The following is a 17,383-nucleotide window of genomic DNA, read 5'->3' on the forward strand; positions in this document are numbered from 1 at the left end:
AAGCTTAGGTCAGCGGGGTCATTGCGCAACCGTGGTGCGGGAGGGCAATTGCGATGCAAGGGCCTGACACGAACTCTGGTGGGAGCGGGCTTGCTCGCGAAGGCGGCGTGTCAGTCAATAAAATATCCACTGATACACCGCTTTCGCGAGCAAGCCCGCTCCCACATTGATCATCGAAACCTTGCAGACTTATCAGAACGCCAACTTGAACCCGATCATCGCCAGCATCACCGCCAGGCACGGGCGCAGCAGTTCGTCAGAGATGCGTCCCGACAGATGACTGCCCAGGTAGATACCCGGTAAGGAGCCAACCAGCAAATAACCGAGGATGTGCCAGTCCATGTTGCCCATGCTCGCATGGCCCAGACCGGCCACCAGGGTCAGTGGCACGGCGTGGGCGATTTCGGTGCCCACCAGGCGCTTGGTGACCAGGAACGGGTAGAGAATGAACAACGCGACGGTACCCAGGGCGCCGGCACCAATGGAGGTCAACGCGACCATCGTACCCAGCACCAGGCCGGTGATGACCGTGAGCACATTGAGCCGCGCACCGGAGGGGTTGTAGTGACCGCCCGCACGATCATGGGCGAATTGCAGCAGGCGCTTCTTGAACAGGATCGCCAGGGCAGTCGCGAACAGCACGAAGCCCAGGGCCTGCTTGATGACAGCGTTCATGGCGTCCGGCGAACTGTGCAGGGTACTGAGAAACCACAGCGTCAGCCCGACCGCCGGCACACTGCCCAAGGTCAGCCAACCGGTGATCGCCCAATCGATATTGCGATTTCTGGCATGCACCAGCACGCCGCCGGATTTGGTAATGGCCGCGTACAGCAAATCCGTACCCACGGCAGTCGCAGGGTTGATACCGAACCACAACAGAATGGGAGTCATCAGCGAACCGCCGCCGACACCGGTCATTCCGACGATGAAGCCGACCACCAGGCCCGCTACGACTAAACCGACATTACCGAAATCCATCAAACCCGTCTCAGCATAACCGCGTGGAAAATCTCGCCGCGAGCATAGCGATTTTTCTTATAACCGCCCTATAACGTTGTGATCTATCTTTATGCCTTTTCCTAAAAACCTACTGAACCGGCAAGAAGTTGAGGAACAGCAGGCTCTGGGCGTAGTTCAGCCCGATCCGCCGGTAACGCTCATCCAGCATCTGCGTGAGCAAGTCCAGTCGCGCGACGATTTTGCCGAACTCCACGGCGAAACTCAGGTTGCTGCCCTCCTCCGAGATCTCGTTGGAAAACAGCAGTAGATTGCCGTCCTTGTCCTGTCGCTGGCTCAGTATCCAGGTGGCTTTTTCGATATTGCGTGCCGCGTTGCTGACAAAGCGCGGGTCGATGGTGTCGGTCATGTAGAACTCGAGCCGGTTGCCATGGGCCGTCACCAGCATGCTGCCGATGGCATAGATGAAGGCCCCGACCCGATCGCCGAGGAACTCAGGGCTCATGGCGTAGCTCAGGGCCGCCAGGTCCTTCTTGCCGCCCAAGGTCGGCAAGGGTTGCTGCTGCTCGATGGCCATGCGCACTTGTTTTTCCGCGGTGCGGGCGTCGAGGAAACCGGATTTGCGCAACTCTTGGGGATTGCGCAGGTAAAGCTTGTTCATCAACAGGTAGAGGCTTTGCAGATTGTCGTGCATCGACAACGTGGCCATGCGGTCGACGCTGGTCTGCAAGAACTCCTGGGGCCGGGCGTTACTGAACTGAGTGACCATGTCCTGGCCCTGCTGGTGGCTGCAACCACCACTGAGCAATATCAACGCCCCACCCAGCAGCACGGGACAGCGACGTCGCAACATCATCAGACAGTAGGAAACACCGGCCATTGAATCTCGATCTGGGCATGGGGAAGCGGTGGGGAGTCGCCGCTTCCTGGCCATGGATAGAGCGGCAAAAAACCTAAAAGTGCAGTCCTGCCTGCCGGGCCTGACGTTTGGGCAAGACTCGCCTCGCTTAATTAGTATTACTTTTTAATTGATAAATTTCGATTTTTGGCTATAAATCCCTTATCAACCCTTAAATAGATAGACTACTGAACAGAAAAACCCTCACCGCTGTCCGACCAAGTAACCGACTCGACCCGCGTTCAAAACAACAACAAAACCACAAGAAGGAAGGTCTACCATGCTTGAATCCAGACATCTGCTCACGGCCCTCGGAGTGTCTCTGATGATCGCCACTTCTGCCTCCCAGGCCGCCGGCCTGACCAACGAACGCGCCGCGTTCGGCAAGACCGACGATGGCACCGCGGTGGAAAAATATGTACTGCGCAACAGCCATGGCATGGAGGCCACCGTCATTACTTACGGCGGGATCCTCCAGTCGTTGATCGTGCCGGACAAACACGGCAAGGCTGCTGACGTGGTGCTCGGTTTCGATGATGTCCAGGGCTACCAGAAGAACGGCAACGTGTATTTCGGCGCGACCATCGGCCGCTTCGGCAACCGTCTGGCCGACGGCGCATTCGAACTGGACGGCAAGCGCTATCAGGTCCCCCAGAATGACCATGGCAACTCCCTGCACGGTGGACCGCAAGGGTTCGACAAACGCGTCTGGAAAGCCGTGCCGCATAACGGCAAGGACTCGGTGGGCGTGACTCTGACCTACCTGTCGGCGGATGGCGAGATGGGCTTCCCAGGTGCCCTGACGACCGATGTCACCTACAGTCTCACCGAACAGAACGAGCTGCGCATCGACTACAAGGCCACCACCGACAAACCCACGGTGCTGAACCTGACCAACCACAGCTATTTCAACCTCGCCGGTGCCGGTAACGGCGACATCCTGAAACAGGTCGCCACCCTGTACGCCTCCCACTACACCCCTGTGACCGCCAAACTCATCCCCACCGGCGAACTGGCGCCCGTGGCCGGCACGCCCATGGACTTCACCAAGCCCACCGCCTTCGGTACCCACATCAAGGCTGACCACCCACAACTCAAGTTCGCCGAACCGAAACAGGGTGGCTTCGATTTCAACTGGGTACTGGATACTCAGGGTGACGTGAGCAAACCGGCCGCCGATGTCTACGACCCGCAGTCGGGGCGCCGCTTGCAGCTCTACACCACCGAGCCCGGTGTGCAGCTCTACACCAGCAACTTCCTCGATGGCACCGTCAAGGGCAAACAGGGCAAGGTCTATCCGCACTGGGGTGCATTTACCCTGGAGACCCAGCATTTCCCCGACTCTCCAAACCAGCCGAAATTCCCATCCACGCGGCTTGATCCGGGCCAGACCTACACCCAGACCATGGTGCTGAAGTTCTCTGCGAAATAACCCTCTGATCGCTCCCACATTAGCCGCCAGGAGTGTGGGAGCGAGCCTGCTCGCTCCCACAGGGAACGGCGCAGGCTTCTCGTCGATCGAGCTGAACACTTGGTCTATCCTGCTGCCACACGTCTGACGTTCAAGCACATAGGAGACAGGCATGAGGACTCTGGAGTTGGCCGGCGTATCCGTCCCCCTGATCGGCCAGGGCACCTGGCACATGGGTGAGGAACCGTCCGACCACAAGAAAGAAGTTGCCGCCCTGCGCCAGGGCATCGAACTGGGCATGACCCTGATCGACACGGCGGAAATGTACGCTGAAGGCGGTGCCGAAACCGTCGTGGGCGAGGCGATCACCGGCCTGCGGGACCAGGTGTTCCTGGTCAGCAAGGTCTACCCCCATAACGCCAGCCGCAAAGGCATTCCACTGGCCTGCGAACGCAGTCTGCGGCGACTCGACACCGACTACATCGACTTGTACCTGCTGCACTGGCGCGGCCAATACCCGCTTGAAGAAACCGTCGAAGCCTTCGAACGCCTGCGCGAAGAAGGCAAGATTGGCCGCTGGGGTGTATCGAACTTTGATGTGGAGGATCTTGAAGAACTGGCTTCACCGACCTGCGCTACCAACCAGGTGCTGTACAACCTGCAGGAGCGGGGTATCGAATTCGACCTGCTGCCTTGGTGTCGGCAGCGCTCCATGCCAATCATGGCCTACTGCCCGGTCGGCCAGGGTGGGCATCTGCTCAAGGACCACACCCTGCGGGAGATCGCCGAGCGCCACGGTGCGACGCCGGCACAGATTGCACTGGCCTGGTTGTTGCGCCAGGACAATGTCATCGCCATTCCCAAGGCCGTGCAACCGGAACATGTGCGCTTGAACGCCGAAGCAGCGAACCTGCAATTGGCGCCCCAGGATCTGGCCACCCTGGATCTGATCTTTCCGCAACCCCAGGGCAAGCAGCGCTTGGCAATGGTGTGACGAACTACCCGCCGGGTCGAGGAATCATGCCTGGCGGGGCCATCCTCAGAACAACCCCATCTGCCCGCCCACCAAGGTCAGGAAATCATCCCCCACGAACGGCAGGATCGCATCCGCCACCGGTTGCAGCTGTTTGCTCACGTAGTGGTCATAGTCGATGGCGGCGCTGCGGGTTTCCAAGGGCTCGGGGCCGGCGACGGTGATGACGTAGCTGATCCAGCCACCGTTCTGGTATTGCCGCGGGCGGCCCTGGCGGTGGTTGAACTCGTCGGCAATCCGCGCCGCTCGCACGTGGGGCGGGACATTGCGTTCGTAGTCATCCAGCGGTCGACGCAGGCGCTTGCGGTAGACCAATCGCTCATCGAACGCTCCGGCGAGAGTCTGGTGAACGTAATCGCGCACGTAATCCTGGTAAGGCTTGCGATGGAAGATCCGCTCGTACAGTTCCTGCTGGAATTGCCGGGCCAGCGGCGACCAGTCGGTGCGTACAGCCTCCAGCCCCTTGTAGACGATTTCGTCGCTGCCGTCGGCACGGGTGACCAGCCCGGCGTAGCGTTTCTTGCTGCCCTCCTCGGCGCCACGGATCGTCGGCATCAGGAAACGCTTGAAGTGGGTTTCGAACTGCAGCTCCAACGCACTCTGCAACCCGAACGTCTCATGCACGTATTCGCGCCACCACTGGTTGACGTACGCCACCAGCTCACGACCGATGCTGGCGGCCTCGTCCTGGCCGTGGGCCCGGCGCAGCCAGACGAAGGTGGAGTCGGTGTCACCGTAGATCACCACATGCCCCCGGGCTTCGATCAACTGCCGGGTCTGCTGCATGATCTGGTGGCCGCGCAAGGTAATGGATGACGCCAACCGTGGGTCGAAGAAACGGCAGCCGCTGGAGCCGAGGACACCGTAGAAGGCGTTCATGATGATCTTCAAGGCCTGGGACAGCGGCGCGTTGTGTTCGCGCTTGGCGGTCTCCCGGCCTCCGGCCACGCGCGCGACGATGGACGGCAGGCAATGCCGGGTACGCGAGAACCGTGCGCCACGAAAGCCCGGCACCGACTCGCGGTCGTCGGGGTGGCGCAGGCCTTCGATCAAGCCCACCGGGTCGATGAGGAACGTGCGAATGATCGACGGATACAGGCTCTTGTAGTCCAGCACCAGGACCGATTCGTAGAGTCCGGGCTGGGAGTCCATGACGAAACCGCCCGGGCTGGCCTGGGGCGGGCGCTGGCCAAGATTCGGTGCGACGAACCCCTGGCGGTGCATCAGCGGCATGTACAGGTGCGTGAAGGCCGCCACCGAACCGCCGCTGCGGTCCGCCGGCAGGCCGGTCACACTGGCCCGTTCCAGCAGGAACTTGAGCAGCTCGGTCTTGGCGAAGATCCGCGTCACCAACTCGCAGTCTTTGAGGTTGTAGCGAGCCAGGGCCGGCTTGTCCTCGGCGAACATGCGGTTGATCTCATCCATGCGCTGGTAAGGGGTGCCGATGGCCTTGCCCTCCCCCAACAGCGTCTGGGCGACATTTTCCAGGCTGAACGAAGGGAAGCTCCAGGTGGCCGAGCGCAGGGACTCGATGCCGTCGATGATCAATCGACCGGCCGCCGAAGCAAAAAAGTGGTTGTTGCGCGCACCATGTTCGCGCCACTGCATCTCCTCCCCACCTCGCCCCAGGCGCAACGGCACGGCCAGCCGCCGGGCATGCTCGTGCAGCACGCGCAGATCGAACTGCACCAGGTTCCAGCCGATGATCGCGTCGGGGTCGAACCGGGCGAACCAGTCGTTGAGTTTCTTCAGCAGCACCGTGCGGGAATCACAGTATTCAAGCTGAAAATCCACATCGCTGTCGTCGCCGTTAGGCGGGCCAAGCATGTACACCTGACGCTCGCCGCAACCCTCCAAGGCAATGGAATACAGTTCACCCTGGGCCGTGGTCTCGATATCCAGGGACACCAGGCGCAACGCCGGGCGGTAATCAGGCGCCGGTTTCATCTGGGCGTCCAGCAACAGACCGTTGGCGCCCGGCGTACCGCTGAACCAGACCGGCGCGGTGATGAATCGCTCCATCAGGTAGCGCTCCGGCGGCCGGATATCGGCCTCGAACACCTCCACGCCGGCGCGCCGCAGGGTCGTGTCCAGGCGCATCAGTTGGGCGTGCTGGCGGCAATACAGGCCCAGTACCGGTCGATGCTCGAAATCCAGCAGGTCAAGGGGGCGCAGTTCGATGTCCTTCTCCCCTTGCAGCAGGGCTTCGACCTGGCCACGCTGGAGCTGCGGCACGAACGCCACCGACGGCTGCACCGCCAGCCGCACACGCCGGGGCCCGGCGTCTGTCGCCAGCCAGAACTCGACTTCGGTGCCCGCCGGGGTGTCGCGCCAATGCCGGGTCAGGACGAAGCCCTGCTGTAAATCCACCGCGGTGACCTCGAATCTTGGGTAAGGGGGTGATTCTACCGCCATCTCTCAGGCAAGCAGTGAACCTGTGTGGCGAGGGGATTTATCCCTTCGCCACAATGATAAATTCACTGCCGATGGCGTTTTTGGACGACTGGCCGCCGTTTTACCGCTTGCCCTGCGCCGCTGGGTCTACGATTCTTTAACAACACCTGCAAAAACACCCCCGAGGCCCCTCCCAATGAAAACCGTCGCGCAGTTGCTCCGGATGAAGGACGAGAAGAACCAGCATGTGCACACCATCTCACCGGACGACATGGTGTTGCAGGCCCTGATGCGCATGGCCGAGAAAAACGTCGGCGCCTTGTTGGTGGTGAAGAACGATGAAGTACTGGGGATCATCAGCGAGCGCGACTATGCGCGCAAGATGGTCTTGCACGGCCGCTCCTCGGTGGGCACGAAGGTCAGCGACATCATGGTATCCCCCGTGATCACCATCGATCCGCACCAGACCGTCGAGACCTGCCTGAGCATCATGACCGAAAAGCACCTGCGGCATTTGCCGGTGGTGGATGACGGTAAACTCGTCGGCCTGCTGTCCATCGGTGACCTGGTCAAGGAAGCCATTGCCGAACAGGCGAACCTGATCCAACAACTGGAGCAGTACATTCGCGGCGAATGATCGGCTCGCCAGGTTGCTCATTCCCAACCCACTTCTATATTGAAGGGGTTGTCCCTGCCCGAGCACCCTGATGGCCGACACCGAGCGACTGATCATTTGCGAACATTGCGATGCGGTGTACGAGCCGGTGGAGCTCGTCCCGCATCAAAAAGCCTCGTGCGTGCGATGTGGCGCGGTGATTCAGCGCTATAACGGCCTGACCATCGAAAAACGCCTGGCCTTGAGCGTGACGGCGGCGGTGTTGTGGGCCTTCGCCAACGTCTACCCGGTGATGAGTATCCATTTCCAGGGCCTGAGCAACAGCGCCACCCTGTGGGACTCCATCGTAGCCCTGAGTCAGGGGCCCATCACCTTCATCGCCCTGGTGGCAGCGGTGGCGATCATCGTCGCACCGGTCCTGCAATTGACGCTCCTGCTCTGGGTGCTCGGTCATGCCTACGTCAACCGCCGTGCGCCGGGGTTCAACCTGTGCATGCGCAGCCTGGAAACCCTTCGACCATGGAGCATGCTGGAGGTCTGCCTGCTCGGTGCTTTGGTGGCGGTCATCAAACTTGCCGGAATGCTCGACGTATTGCCGGGCATCGGTCTGTTCGCCCTGGCGGCCTTGAGCCTGCTGATGATCCGGATTGCCGGGCGCGATGTGCGCGACCTGTGGAGCAGCCTGTGAACGGTGAACCGCTGGATACCCCGCCCCAGGCCAGTGATCTGGACCTGTGCCTGTGCCACGGCTGCGGCCTGGCCTGCGACATGACCGACGAGCCCCAGACCTGCCCGCGCTGCGACGCCGCCCTGCACCGGCGCAAACCCGATGCCCTCACCCGCACCTGGGCCTACATGCTGGCCGCGCTGGTGTTCTATGTCCCGGCCAACCTGCTGCCGGTGATGAATACCCGGATGCTCGGGGATGGCGCCGACAGTACGATCATCAGCGGCGTGATCGAGTTCTGGCGCAGCGGCGCCTGGGACATCGCCCTGATCATCTTCATCGCCAGCATCGCCGTGCCCGGCACCAAGTTCGTGGTACTGACGCTGCTGCTGGTCACCGTGCAACGCCGCAGCAATTGGGCCCAGCTCCAGCGGGCCAAGCTGTACCGGCTGGTAGAGGTCATCGGCTACTGGTCGATGCTCGATGTGCTGGTAGTGGCCCTGGTGGCAGCGCTGGTGAAGTTCCAGGCACTGAGCGATATCGAACCGCGGCCGGGGATCCTGTTCTTCGGACTCGTCGTGCTGCTCACCATGCTGTCGGCTATGAGTTTCGACCCACGGCTGATCTGGGACACCCCACCCTCGGAGGAGGCCATGGATGAAATCGCAAGCCACTGACAGACAGCAACCCGCACCGGGTCGCGCCCACGTCACCAGCCGCCGCTGGTCGGTGTCGCTGGTGTGGATCGTGCCGATCATTGCGGTGCTGGTGGGCCTGTCCCTGGTGATTCACAACTGGTTGCAGGAAGGTCCGACCATCACCATTACCTTCAAGACTGGCGAAGGCCTGACCGCCAACAAGACCGCGGTGAAATATCGCAACGTGGTGATCGGCCAGGTCACGGACGTACAGCTGAGCGACGACCAGAAGAACGTCACCGCCACGGTCAAGCTGGCCAAGAATGCCGATACGTTCACCCATGAGGACTCGGTGTTCTGGGTGGTCCGGCCGCGCATCGGCGCCGGCGGCATTTCCGGGATCGACACACTGCTGTCCGGGGACTTCATCGGGGCCGATGCGGGGCATTCGAAAGTACGCGCCAAGTCGTTCACCGGCCTTGAGGCACCGCCGCCGATCACCTACGGCGAACCGGGCAAGCGCTTTACCCTGCACTCTCAGGACCTCGGCTCGCTGGACATCGGCTCGCCGGTGTACCTGCGCAAGATTCCGGTGGGCCAGGTGGTGTCCTACGGGCTGGACGCCGACGGCAAGGGCGTCAATATCGAAGTGTTCATCAACGCACCGAACGATGCCTATGTCACCGAAAACACCCGATTCTGGAACGTCAGCGGCGTGGACCTGAATGTCGGCGCCAATGGTTTCGCGGTCAGGACCGAATCGCTCTCGGCATTGCTGGTCGGCGGCATCGCGTTCAGGGCACCGGAATACAGCCCAAACGACACGCCGGCGGCCGAAGACAAGCACTACGAACTGTTCGCCGACCAGCAAAGCGCCCTGGCACCACCCAGTGGCAAGGCGCAATACCTGGCGCTCCGTTTCGATCAGGCGCTGCGCGGCTTGAAGGTCAATGCCCCGGTGGAATTCCTCGGTGTGGAAGTGGGCAGGGTCGTCGCCATCAACCTGGATTTCGACGAAAAGCAACGCAGCTTTCCAGTCAATGTCGGCGTGGTGATCTATCCCCAGCGCCTGGGCAAAGCCCACGAGAAACTGCTCAAGGCGCTTAATCACGACCCGGAAGATGAAGCCGCCTCGGCCCGCCTGATCGGCAGTTTCGTCGAGCGAGGCTTGCGCGCACAGGCCCGCAGCGGCAGTCTGCTGACCGGGCAGCTGTACATTTCCCTGGATTTCTATCCCAAGGCTGAAAAGGTCGCTTTCGATCCCAACGCCCGCCCCGTCCGTATCCCGACCATCCCCGGCAGCCTCCAGCAATTGCAGGAGCAACTGCAGTCGGTGGTCGAGCGGATCAACAAGCTGCCGCTGGAAAGCATCGCCAGCAACCTGGATGGCAACCTCGTGGAATTGCGCAAAGGCTTGAAGCAATTCAACGGCAAGACCCTGCCAGGCGTGCAGAACACCTTGCAAGACGTCAGCAAGACCCTGCAATCGGCCAACGACACGCTGGCCGAAGACTCGCCACAGCGCGAACAGTTGAGCCAGACCCTCGACGATCTCGGGCGCATGTCGCGCTCGCTGCGTGAACTGTCCGACTACTTGAGCCGTCATCCCGAATCGCTGCTGCGCGGTCGTCCCAAGGACGCCCCCCTCACGTTCCCGGTGAAAGAATGACTACAGGAGCGCCTGCCATGCCGCCGATGCTGAAACCCGCCCTGCTCGCCGTGGCGCTGCTGCTCGGCGCCTGTCGCAGCGATCCGATTCATTACCACACCCTGAGCCCGGTCCAGCCGACAGGCAAACCGCCCTCCAGCGTCGATATCCGGGTCGAGCAGGTCAACGTCCCACCTCAGGTAGATCGCCCCCAGGTGGTCATTCGTCAGGGCACCAGCGGGCTGGCGATCCTGGAGACTGAATGGTGGGGTGCCAGTCTGGCGGATGAGCTGCGCAGCAGCCTGGAGGAACAACTGAGCAACCCTGGCGCACCGAAGGTGCTACTGCGGGTAGACGTACAACGCTTCGATTCGATCCCCGGCCAGTACGCTCGCATGGACATGCAATGGCGCCTGCGCAACCTCAGCGACGACGCCTACGCTTTCACCTGCCGCAACCACCTGCAGACGCCTGCCGGAAGCACCCTCGACGAGCTGGTGCTGGCCCATCAGAACAACGTCCGGCAGTTCGTCGACCTCGTCGCCCAGGCGGCCACTCGAAAGACATGCCCATGACCTTTCGGGCATGCCTACGAAGGCCAATGCAGTGACAACACCGGGGCCACACGCGGATGCTGGTCGATACGCTCCAGCACCGCGTGAAATTCCGGTCGTGCACTGAGCATCGCCTCTCGCGTTCCGGCCCACTTGGTAATCACCGCAGCGAGAATATCCAGCGCTCCCGGCTCGGCGCCGCTGAAAAACGGTTGCGCCGGAAACTGATCGGCAAACAGCGCCCAGTTGCGATACAAGCGTTGCTTCGTGCCCGATACCAATTGCTGCCGGGTCGCCTCATCCGCCTCGACCAGCCAACGCTCCGGAAAATCGATGATACCGATGGGCGTGTAGCAATTGGCGACGATGTAAACCAGACCCCGTATGGCTTGTGCACGCTGGAGCGGGTCTTCAGGCAGCAACTTCGATTCCGGATAGGCCAGCCCGAGGTGGATCAGAATGGCTGCGGCTTCGGTCAGCACCGAACCGTCCGGCAACTGCAAGGTCGGGACCTGTTTCTGCGGATTCAACGCCTCGAGTGCTGTGGCCGCGTCATTGTTTTCAGTCGAATAGGCATCGACCCGGCGATAGGGCACACCACATAGGCACAGAGCAATCTCCACGGCCGAAGAACCGGATTGCCTGTAGCCGAATAACTGATACATAAGCCTGCCTCCTGGGAAGGTTCAGTCGATAGAACCCTGCGCACGCCCAATGTTCCACGCCGTGGACGACCTGTACATCGACCAGCTATCACCGCCATCGATGGTCACCATCACGTCAATGAAGTTCTCATGATCACTGCCCGACGCAACAATGGCCCCACACAAACCCACTGCATCCCCGGAGCACACCATCATGAAACGCCAAATCATCCTCAGCCTCGCTTTCTCGGTTCTGGCAGCCAACGCATTCGCCGCTTCTTCCCACCCGGTCGTTGCCGAAGGTGGTTCCGATCGACTGATTGAAAACCGTGTCGCTGAAGGTGGTTCCGATCGCTTGAACGAAAACCGTGTCGCTGAAGGTGGTTCCGATCGCTTGAGCGAAAACCGCGTCGCTGAAGGTGGTTCCGATCGCTTGAGCGAAAACCGTGTCGCTGAAGGTGGTTCGGATCATCTGGCCCAGAACCGCGCATGACCTGCCGCCCTGCTCTGCCCGACAAAAGCCCGGTCTTATCCACCGGGCTTTTTTCATGGTCACCGTTCGCTACCGTCCCGCCGACCGCGCCATGCATCGCTGATAGCGCTCGTCTACCCGCTTGGCAAACCATGCGGTGGTCAGCTTGCGGGTGATTTTCGGGCTCTTGAGGACGATCCCCGGCAACACCGCACGGGGTAACGGCTTACCCTCGGCCTTTTCAGCCAGTTCGAAGACGCCCTTGTAGAGTTTGCTGTCCTCGAATGCCAGGCTGTCACCCTGCTCCAACTGATCGCGAATGGTCGGGTTACGCATTCCCAACGATTTCCCAAGGGTGCGCACCGCCAGCTCGGTGCTGCCGGGCATGATGGAGTCATGCAGGATCAGGTCACCGTCGAGTGCCAGGGAAATACCTGAGGCGCGACTCACTGCATGCTGGAAGGCCGCGTTGCGGCTGGCGTACCAACCGGCATTGAAATCGGCGAAGCGATACAACGGCTCGGTGTAGCTGACTGGATATCCCAATAAATGCGCAATGCCGAAGTACATCCCACCGCGTCGACTGAACACTTCCTGGCGAATCGACCCGTCCACCGGATAAGGATAATTTCGCGCATTGGCCTGGGCGAAGGCAATACTGACCTGCATCGGCCCGCCGGTGTGCACCGGGTTGAAACCGTCGAACAGTGTTTTGCCCAGTGGGACCATGCCAATGAAGTCATCGAAAATGCCGCTTAGCTCCTTCTCGCTACGCACCGCGGCGAGCCGGTCGCTGTAGCTCTTGCCATTGGATGAACGCACCTGGAGCGCACCGCTGACCAACAGCCCTGGAATGTGCAGCTTCGCCGCACGGCGGTCGATTTCCTGCCGGGCAATCTTGCCCAGTCCCGGCACCGAGGGGTCGGCCTGGAACGTCGACTCCTGCTCAGCGACAGCCAGTACCGAACAGATATTCTGCGTCGTAGGCGGGATCTGCTGCGCGGCAAACGCGACATAGATGTCCGTGGCCCAGCCTTCGCGATCCGCGGTCTTGGCCGGCAACAACCGCACGATCTGCGCCTTGACCTCGGCGGGCTGGCGTTCAGGCTCCTGGACCTGACGACTGCCGCAACCGGCCAGAATCAACAGCGCCGGGAGAATGAACAACCATCGATTGAAAGGCATAGGGCTCCGTCAGGTTTGTACTCCAGAGCACCATACGATCAAAAACGGCGACAGGCTATGCTCCGTCGTTCGACACATGGATAAAACCGGCTCGATAACACCGCAAAACCCATGTGGGAGCGATGGCGAACGCGAATCTTGCGGACAGCTCGCTCCCACAAGGGAATGGTGTGGATCAGATGCCGCTCGATGCCAGGTCCATCGCAAAGTAGGTAAAGATCAGATCCGCCCCTGCCCGCTTGATCGCGCCAAGGCTTTCACGCACCACTCGGGCTTCGTCGATGGCGCCGGCCTGGGCGGCGAATTTGATCATCGCGTATTCGCCACTGACCTGATACGCCGACAACGGAAGGTTCGACGCCTGGCGGATATCACGGATGATATCGAGGTAGGCGCCGGCCGGCTTGACCATCAGCGCATCGGCGCCTTCCTGTTCATCGAGTAGGGATTCGCGCAATGCTTCGCGACGGTTCATCGGATTCATCTGATAGCTCTTGCGGTCGCCCTTCAACGCGCTGCCGCCAGCCTCACGGAACGGGCCGTAGAGCGCCGAGGCGAATTTGGTGGAATAGGCCATGATTGCCGTCTGGCTGAAGCCGGCTTCATCCAGAGCCTTGCGAATTGCCTGGACCTGCCCATCCATCGCCGCGGACGGAGCAATGACATCGGCACCGGCGCGGGCCGCTGCCACGGCTTGCCGGCCCAGGTTGAACAGGGTCCGATCGTTGTCCACTTCATGCCCATGAAGCACGCCGCAATGACCGTGATCGGTGTATTCACAGAAACACGTGTCGGACATCACGATCATTTCCGGTACCGCGTCCTTGCAGATCGCGGCCATGCGTGACACCAGCCCACGCTCGTTCCAGGTGTCGCTGCCGTCGCTATCCAGATGATGGGACACGCCAAAGGTCATCACCGACTTGATGCCCGCACGGGCATATCGCTCGATCTCGCCGGCCAGTTTCGACTCAGGAATGCGCACCACGCCAGGCATGCTCTTGATCGGCACGAAGTCATCGACTTCTTCCTCGACGAAAATCGGCAGGACCAGGTCGTTCAGCGTGAACTCGGTTTCCTGGAAAAGACTGCGCAGGTTGGCATTACGACGCAAGCGGCGTGGACGTGCTTCGGGGAACTGGCTGGACATGGGACTCCTGGGCAAATGCGTGTCAATCACAGGGGGCCAAAGCTTATGCCTTGGCCGACCCGGGTACAAACGGCGCCTGGAAAACAGTGTGTTACCGGCAGGGCAATAATCCGCTTACACGCTCAGCGAACCGTTGATGCAAGTCATTGCCCTTGAACGGCGCATCGCTCCGCTCATTCGGGAATCTTCAAGCCGCGAACCACTGCCGGCCGCGCCAGGAAGCGTTCCAGCACCCGCGTGACGTTGGGGAAGTTCTGGATGCCCACCAGATCGCCGGCCTCATAGAACCCGATCAGGTTGCGCACCCAGGGGAACGTGGCGATGTCGGCAATGGTGTAGCGCTCGCCCATGATCCAGTCGCGTCCTTCCAGGCGACCATCGAGTACCTTGAGCAAACGCTTGCTCTCCTCGACATAACGGTCACGAGGTCGCTTATCCTCATAGTCCTTGCCGGCGAACTTATTGAAGAAACCCAACTGCCCGAACATCGGCCCGATACTCCCCATCTGGAACATCAGCCACTGAATCGTCTCGTAGCGCGCCGCCGATTCCTGGGCCAGCAGTTGGCCGCTCTTGTCCGCCAGGTAAATCAGAATCGCCCCGGACTCGAACAACGCCAACGGCTGGTCGCCCGGTCCATGGGGATCGAGGATCGCCGGGATCTTGTTATTCGGGTTGAGGGAAAGGAATTCAGGGGAAAGCTGATCGTTGCTGCCGAAATCCACCTTGTGAGGTTCATAGGGCAGGCCGATCTCCTCCAGCATGATCGAGACTTTCACGCCGTTGGGGGTGGGCAGGGAGTAGAGCTGGAGCCACTCGGGGTATTGGGCGGGCCATTTCCGGGTGATCGGGAATTGGGTCAGATCGGGCATGGGGAGCTCCATGGCAGGAGGAAATGCTGGAGCATAATTCAGGACCGGATGGATGGCATCAGGAAATGCCCCTGCTGATGCTCACGTTTGCCAGACGGGCCGGAGAAACACGCCAGGGTTGGAAATAAGGTCATTCGCTAAACCTCCATACGTCATACCAATCACGCCGGCCTTTATTAATTTCGCAACATCCTGTCGTTAATCTTCCCCCATCTCACGGAAGAGAGCCGCGGCAGGATCGAACCAAAAGGGCTTCGGGAGACTCAGAGCAATGCCCCGAGGAATCGAAGCGGCGTAATGACAAGGAAAACATCCGAAGCCAGGGCTTCGTGGTGCCAGGGTTTGTCAGCCTGACTCGATGCCTGACTCGAGACAGCCGAAGAACATAATCCGATGATCAATCCCCTGCAGTTCACCAGATACCTCAAACGCCGTTCATGGCTGGTATTGCCGACATCGCTCGTGGTCTGCGGCCTGGTGCTGTCACTGGAATCCAGCGTCAGTCGCGCCCAGCCGGTCGATGGCATCCAGACCCTGGTGTTCCTGCGCCACGCCGAAAAGCCCGCCGGCGGCCTGGGGCAACTCAATTGCCAGGGCCTCAACCGCGCCATCGACCTGGCCACCCTGCTGCCGCAAAAGTTCGGCAAGGCCGACTACGTATTCGCAGCCAACCCGACCCGCAACGTGGAAGAAGGCGAGCGGGATAATTCCTATAGTTATATTCGCCCACTGATGACCATCAGCCCCAGTGCGATCAAGCTCGGGTTGCCGGTCAATATCGAATACTCGGCCAACGACACCAGCGCCCTGGCCGACGAATTGCTGCACGACAAGTACCACAACGCCACCATCTACACGGCCTGGTCCCACGGCTATCTGCCGGAACTGATCAACAAAGTGGCCGGCGAGGCCGTGGGCAAGGAGCAGACCATTACCGAAGACTGGGAATCCGGGGATTTCGATTCGTTGTATGTCCTGACCCTGACCTGGCACAACGGCAAGGCCAGTCTCTCCAGCCAGAGCTACAAGCAGGGCCTGGATAACGGCCAGCAAACCTGTCCGACGTAAGCGGCGGGCAGGGGTGGAGCGGGAGCAAGCGCCCTCGCCACAGCAACCTTCCTCGCCACAGGGTATGATGCGCCTACATCCCTGTTGCCCGGACCTTCTCCATGTCTTTATCTTCTGCCGCTCCCATTCGGGGCTGGTCGTTCTGGTGGAAACCCGCCCTGTTCCTGCTGGTGGCCTGTGTCGGTCTCTACTACGTCAAATGGTCGCCCTATTACCTCAAGGCGTTCGTCGCCGCCGACAACCACAGCATCGGCGGCTCGATCCTCAACGACGCACAGACCGCGCCGCTGATGGCCGCGCTGGCCTACGCCAAGGTGTATTTCCTGGCGATCTGGAAAGCGGCGGTGCTGGCGGTGATCCTGGGCTCCCTGTTGCAGGTACTGATTCCCCGTGACTGGCTGTTGCGCCTGTTCGGCCAGGCCGGTTTTGCCTCGACCTTGCGCGGCGGGCTGTTCGCCCTGCCCGGCATGATGTGCTCGTGCTGCGCGGCGCCGGTGGCGGCCGGTATGCGCCGGCAGAATGTCTCGGTAGGCGCGGCGCTGGCCTTCTGGATCGGCAACCCGGTACTCAACCCCGCGACCCTGGTCTTCATGGGCTTCGTGCTGGGCTGGGGCTTCACCGCCTTGCGGTTGGTAGCAGGTATCGTGCTGGTCTTCGGCGTGTCGATGGTCGCCCAGTGCATCGCCCGGCCCGAAGTTCTGCCCGAGGCGGCCGTAGAGGCGGTGACCGAGGCCAGCGAGGTCGATACACAGCCTTTCCTGGCGCGTTGGGGACGGACCTTGTGGCAGTTGTTCTGGAGCACCATCCCCGTCTATGTGTTGGCCGTGCTGGTCCTGGGCGCCGCACGGGTCTGGCTGTTTCCCCATGTCGATGGCGCCATGGCCAACAGCCTGGTGTGGCTGGTACCGCTGGCCATTGTCGGCACGTTGTTCGTGATTCCCACCGCTGCGGAAATCCCCATCGTCCAAACGATGATGACCCTGGGCATGGGCACCGGACCGGCCGTGGCGTTGCTGATGACACTGCCGAGCATCAGCCTGCCGTCGCTGTTGATGCTGCGCAAGGATTTCGATGCCCGGGTGCTGGTGACCGTGGCGCTGCTGACCATGTTGGTCGGCATCGTCTGCGGGTTGATCGGGGCGGTGTTGCTTTAGGCTTCAAGATTTACTGATCCAC

Annotated in this window: 16 protein-coding genes and 1 pseudogene; 10 read left to right on the plus strand and 7 right to left on the minus strand. The window is 61.1% G+C overall.

What is annotated here, in order from left to right:
- Positions 1-192: 192 nt before the first annotated feature.
- Complete coding sequence (locus FBY02_RS03770; RefSeq protein ID WP_144923570.1) at positions 193-978, minus strand: sulfite exporter TauE/SafE family protein; 786 nt, start codon at positions 976-978, stop codon at positions 193-195.
- A gap of 109 nt (positions 979-1,087) precedes the next feature.
- Positions 1,088-1,813 (minus strand): hypothetical protein, encoded by a 726-nt coding sequence (locus FBY02_RS03775; RefSeq protein WP_256662474.1) that lies wholly within the window; start codon positions 1,811-1,813, stop codon positions 1,088-1,090.
- Between the two features lie 322 nt (positions 1,814-2,135).
- Here FBY02_RS03775 and FBY02_RS03780 point away from each other — a divergent pair, with 322 nt between their 5' ends.
- Both FBY02_RS03780 and FBY02_RS03785 read left to right on the plus strand, forming a co-directional pair.
- Positions 2,136-3,287, plus strand: a complete 1,152-nt coding sequence (locus tag FBY02_RS03780) for an aldose epimerase family protein (RefSeq protein WP_144923576.1) — start codon at positions 2,136-2,138, stop codon at positions 3,285-3,287.
- A gap of 151 nt (positions 3,288-3,438) precedes the next feature.
- Positions 3,439-4,260 (plus strand): aldo/keto reductase, encoded by an 822-nt coding sequence (locus FBY02_RS03785; protein WP_144923579.1) that lies wholly within the window; start codon positions 3,439-3,441, stop codon positions 4,258-4,260.
- A 45-nt stretch (positions 4,261-4,305) separates the two neighbouring features.
- On the opposite strand, the gene FBY02_RS03790 is transcribed toward FBY02_RS03785, so the two are convergent.
- Positions 4,306-6,669 (minus strand): DNA polymerase II, encoded by a 2,364-nt coding sequence (locus tag FBY02_RS03790; protein ID WP_178111860.1) that lies wholly within the window; start codon positions 6,667-6,669, stop codon positions 4,306-4,308.
- 220 nt (positions 6,670-6,889) lie between these two features.
- Between FBY02_RS03790 and FBY02_RS03795 the strand changes: the two genes are divergently transcribed.
- The 5 genes from FBY02_RS03795 to FBY02_RS03815 all read left to right on the plus strand — a co-directional run bounded on the left by FBY02_RS03795 (position 6,890) and on the right by FBY02_RS03815 (position 10,837).
- On the plus strand, positions 6,890-7,330 hold the full coding sequence (locus FBY02_RS03795) for a CBS domain-containing protein (protein ID WP_041020645.1): 441 nt from the start codon (positions 6,890-6,892) through the stop codon (positions 7,328-7,330).
- Between the two features lie 70 nt (positions 7,331-7,400).
- A complete protein-coding gene (locus tag FBY02_RS03800; protein WP_144923585.1) occupies positions 7,401-7,997 on the plus strand; it encodes a paraquat-inducible protein A in 597 nt (198 codons plus the stop codon).
- 11 nt (positions 7,998-8,008) lie between these two features.
- Positions 8,009-8,653, plus strand: a complete 645-nt coding sequence (locus tag FBY02_RS03805; RefSeq protein ID WP_178115351.1) for a paraquat-inducible protein A — start codon at positions 8,009-8,011, stop codon at positions 8,651-8,653.
- Positions 8,634-10,283, plus strand: coding sequence for an intermembrane transport protein PqiB (locus FBY02_RS03810; protein ID WP_144923591.1), 1,650 nt, complete (start codon positions 8,634-8,636; stop codon positions 10,281-10,283). The genes FBY02_RS03805 and FBY02_RS03810 overlap by 20 nt, the downstream gene beginning before the upstream one ends.
- Positions 10,284-10,300: 17 nt before the next feature.
- A complete protein-coding gene (locus tag FBY02_RS03815) occupies positions 10,301-10,837 on the plus strand; it encodes a membrane integrity-associated transporter subunit PqiC (protein ID WP_144923594.1) in 537 nt (178 codons plus the stop codon).
- A gap of 14 nt (positions 10,838-10,851) precedes the next feature.
- Here the strand turns inward: FBY02_RS03815 and FBY02_RS03820 are convergent, their stop codons facing one another.
- Positions 10,852-11,481 carry a glutathione S-transferase family protein gene (locus tag FBY02_RS03820; RefSeq protein ID WP_144923597.1) on the minus strand — a complete coding sequence of 210 codons (630 nt, stop codon included), beginning with the start codon at positions 11,479-11,481 and terminating at the stop codon, positions 10,852-10,854.
- 193 nt (positions 11,482-11,674) lie between these two features.
- Here FBY02_RS03820 and FBY02_RS03830 point away from each other — a divergent pair.
- Positions 11,675-11,947: pseudogene (locus tag FBY02_RS03830) on the plus strand (phage infection protein); the annotation flags it as partial.
- A 75-nt stretch (positions 11,948-12,022) separates the two neighbouring features.
- Here the strand turns inward: FBY02_RS03830 and FBY02_RS03835 are convergent.
- From FBY02_RS03835 to FBY02_RS03845, 3 genes are all read right to left on the minus strand, one after another.
- Entirely contained in the window at positions 12,023-13,117 is a 1,095-nt protein-coding gene (locus FBY02_RS03835; protein WP_144923606.1) for a DUF1615 domain-containing protein, read from the minus strand.
- 175 nt (positions 13,118-13,292) lie between these two features.
- Positions 13,293-14,267, minus strand: a complete 975-nt coding sequence (gene hemB, locus FBY02_RS03840) for a porphobilinogen synthase (protein WP_144923609.1) — start codon at positions 14,265-14,267, stop codon at positions 13,293-13,295.
- A 173-nt stretch (positions 14,268-14,440) separates the two neighbouring features.
- Positions 14,441-15,139, minus strand: coding sequence for a glutathione binding-like protein (locus tag FBY02_RS03845; RefSeq protein ID WP_144923612.1), 699 nt, complete (start codon positions 15,137-15,139; stop codon positions 14,441-14,443).
- Positions 15,140-15,532: 393 nt separating this feature from the next.
- On the opposite strand from FBY02_RS03845, the gene FBY02_RS03850 reads away from it, so the two are divergent.
- Together FBY02_RS03850 and FBY02_RS03855 are read left to right on the plus strand one after the other, a co-directional pair.
- Complete coding sequence (locus FBY02_RS03850; RefSeq protein ID WP_144923615.1) at positions 15,533-16,207, plus strand: histidine phosphatase family protein; 675 nt, start codon at positions 15,533-15,535, stop codon at positions 16,205-16,207.
- A 101-nt stretch (positions 16,208-16,308) separates the two neighbouring features.
- Positions 16,309-17,361 carry a permease gene (locus FBY02_RS03855; RefSeq protein WP_144923618.1) on the plus strand — a complete coding sequence of 351 codons (1,053 nt, stop codon included), beginning with the start codon at positions 16,309-16,311 and terminating at the stop codon, positions 17,359-17,361.
- Positions 17,362-17,383: the final 22 nt, after the last annotated feature.

The organism is Pseudomonas sp. SJZ078 (genome assembly GCF_007828255.1).
In the GTDB taxonomy this organism is placed as follows: Bacteria; Pseudomonadota; Gammaproteobacteria; order Pseudomonadales; family Pseudomonadaceae; genus Aquipseudomonas.

Bases quoted from the DNA above. Each gene is read 5' to 3' on its own strand.
- FBY02_RS03850 (WP_144923615.1), top strand. From the start codon at position 15,533: ATGATCAATCCCCTGCAGTTCACCAGATACCTCAAACGCCGTTCATGG.
- FBY02_RS03835 (WP_144923606.1), bottom strand. From the start codon at position 13,117: ATGCCTTTCAATCGATGGTTGTTCATTCTCCCGGCGCTGTTGATTCTG.
- FBY02_RS03770 (WP_144923570.1), bottom strand. From the start codon at position 978: ATGGATTTCGGTAATGTCGGTTTAGTCGTAGCGGGCCTGGTGGTCGGC.
- FBY02_RS03845 (WP_144923612.1), bottom strand. From the start codon at position 15,139: ATGCCCGATCTGACCCAATTCCCGATCACCCGGAAATGGCCCGCCCAA.
- FBY02_RS03815 (WP_144923594.1), top strand. From the start codon at position 10,301: ATGCCGCCGATGCTGAAACCCGCCCTGCTCGCCGTGGCGCTGCTGCTC.
- FBY02_RS03795 (WP_041020645.1), top strand. From the start codon at position 6,890: ATGAAAACCGTCGCGCAGTTGCTCCGGATGAAGGACGAGAAGAACCAG.
- FBY02_RS03800 (WP_144923585.1), top strand. From the start codon at position 7,401: ATGGCCGACACCGAGCGACTGATCATTTGCGAACATTGCGATGCGGTG.
- FBY02_RS03785 (WP_144923579.1), top strand. From the start codon at position 3,439: ATGAGGACTCTGGAGTTGGCCGGCGTATCCGTCCCCCTGATCGGCCAG.
- FBY02_RS03775 (WP_256662474.1), bottom strand. From the start codon at position 1,813: ATGATGTTGCGACGTCGCTGTCCCGTGCTGCTGGGTGGGGCGTTGATA.
- FBY02_RS03855 (WP_144923618.1), top strand. From the start codon at position 16,309: ATGTCTTTATCTTCTGCCGCTCCCATTCGGGGCTGGTCGTTCTGGTGG.
- FBY02_RS03810 (WP_144923591.1), top strand. From the start codon at position 8,634: ATGAAATCGCAAGCCACTGACAGACAGCAACCCGCACCGGGTCGCGCC.
- FBY02_RS03820 (WP_144923597.1), bottom strand. From the start codon at position 11,481: ATGTATCAGTTATTCGGCTACAGGCAATCCGGTTCTTCGGCCGTGGAG.
- hemB (WP_144923609.1), bottom strand. From the start codon at position 14,267: ATGTCCAGCCAGTTCCCCGAAGCACGTCCACGCCGCTTGCGTCGTAAT.
- FBY02_RS03780 (WP_144923576.1), top strand. From the start codon at position 2,136: ATGCTTGAATCCAGACATCTGCTCACGGCCCTCGGAGTGTCTCTGATG.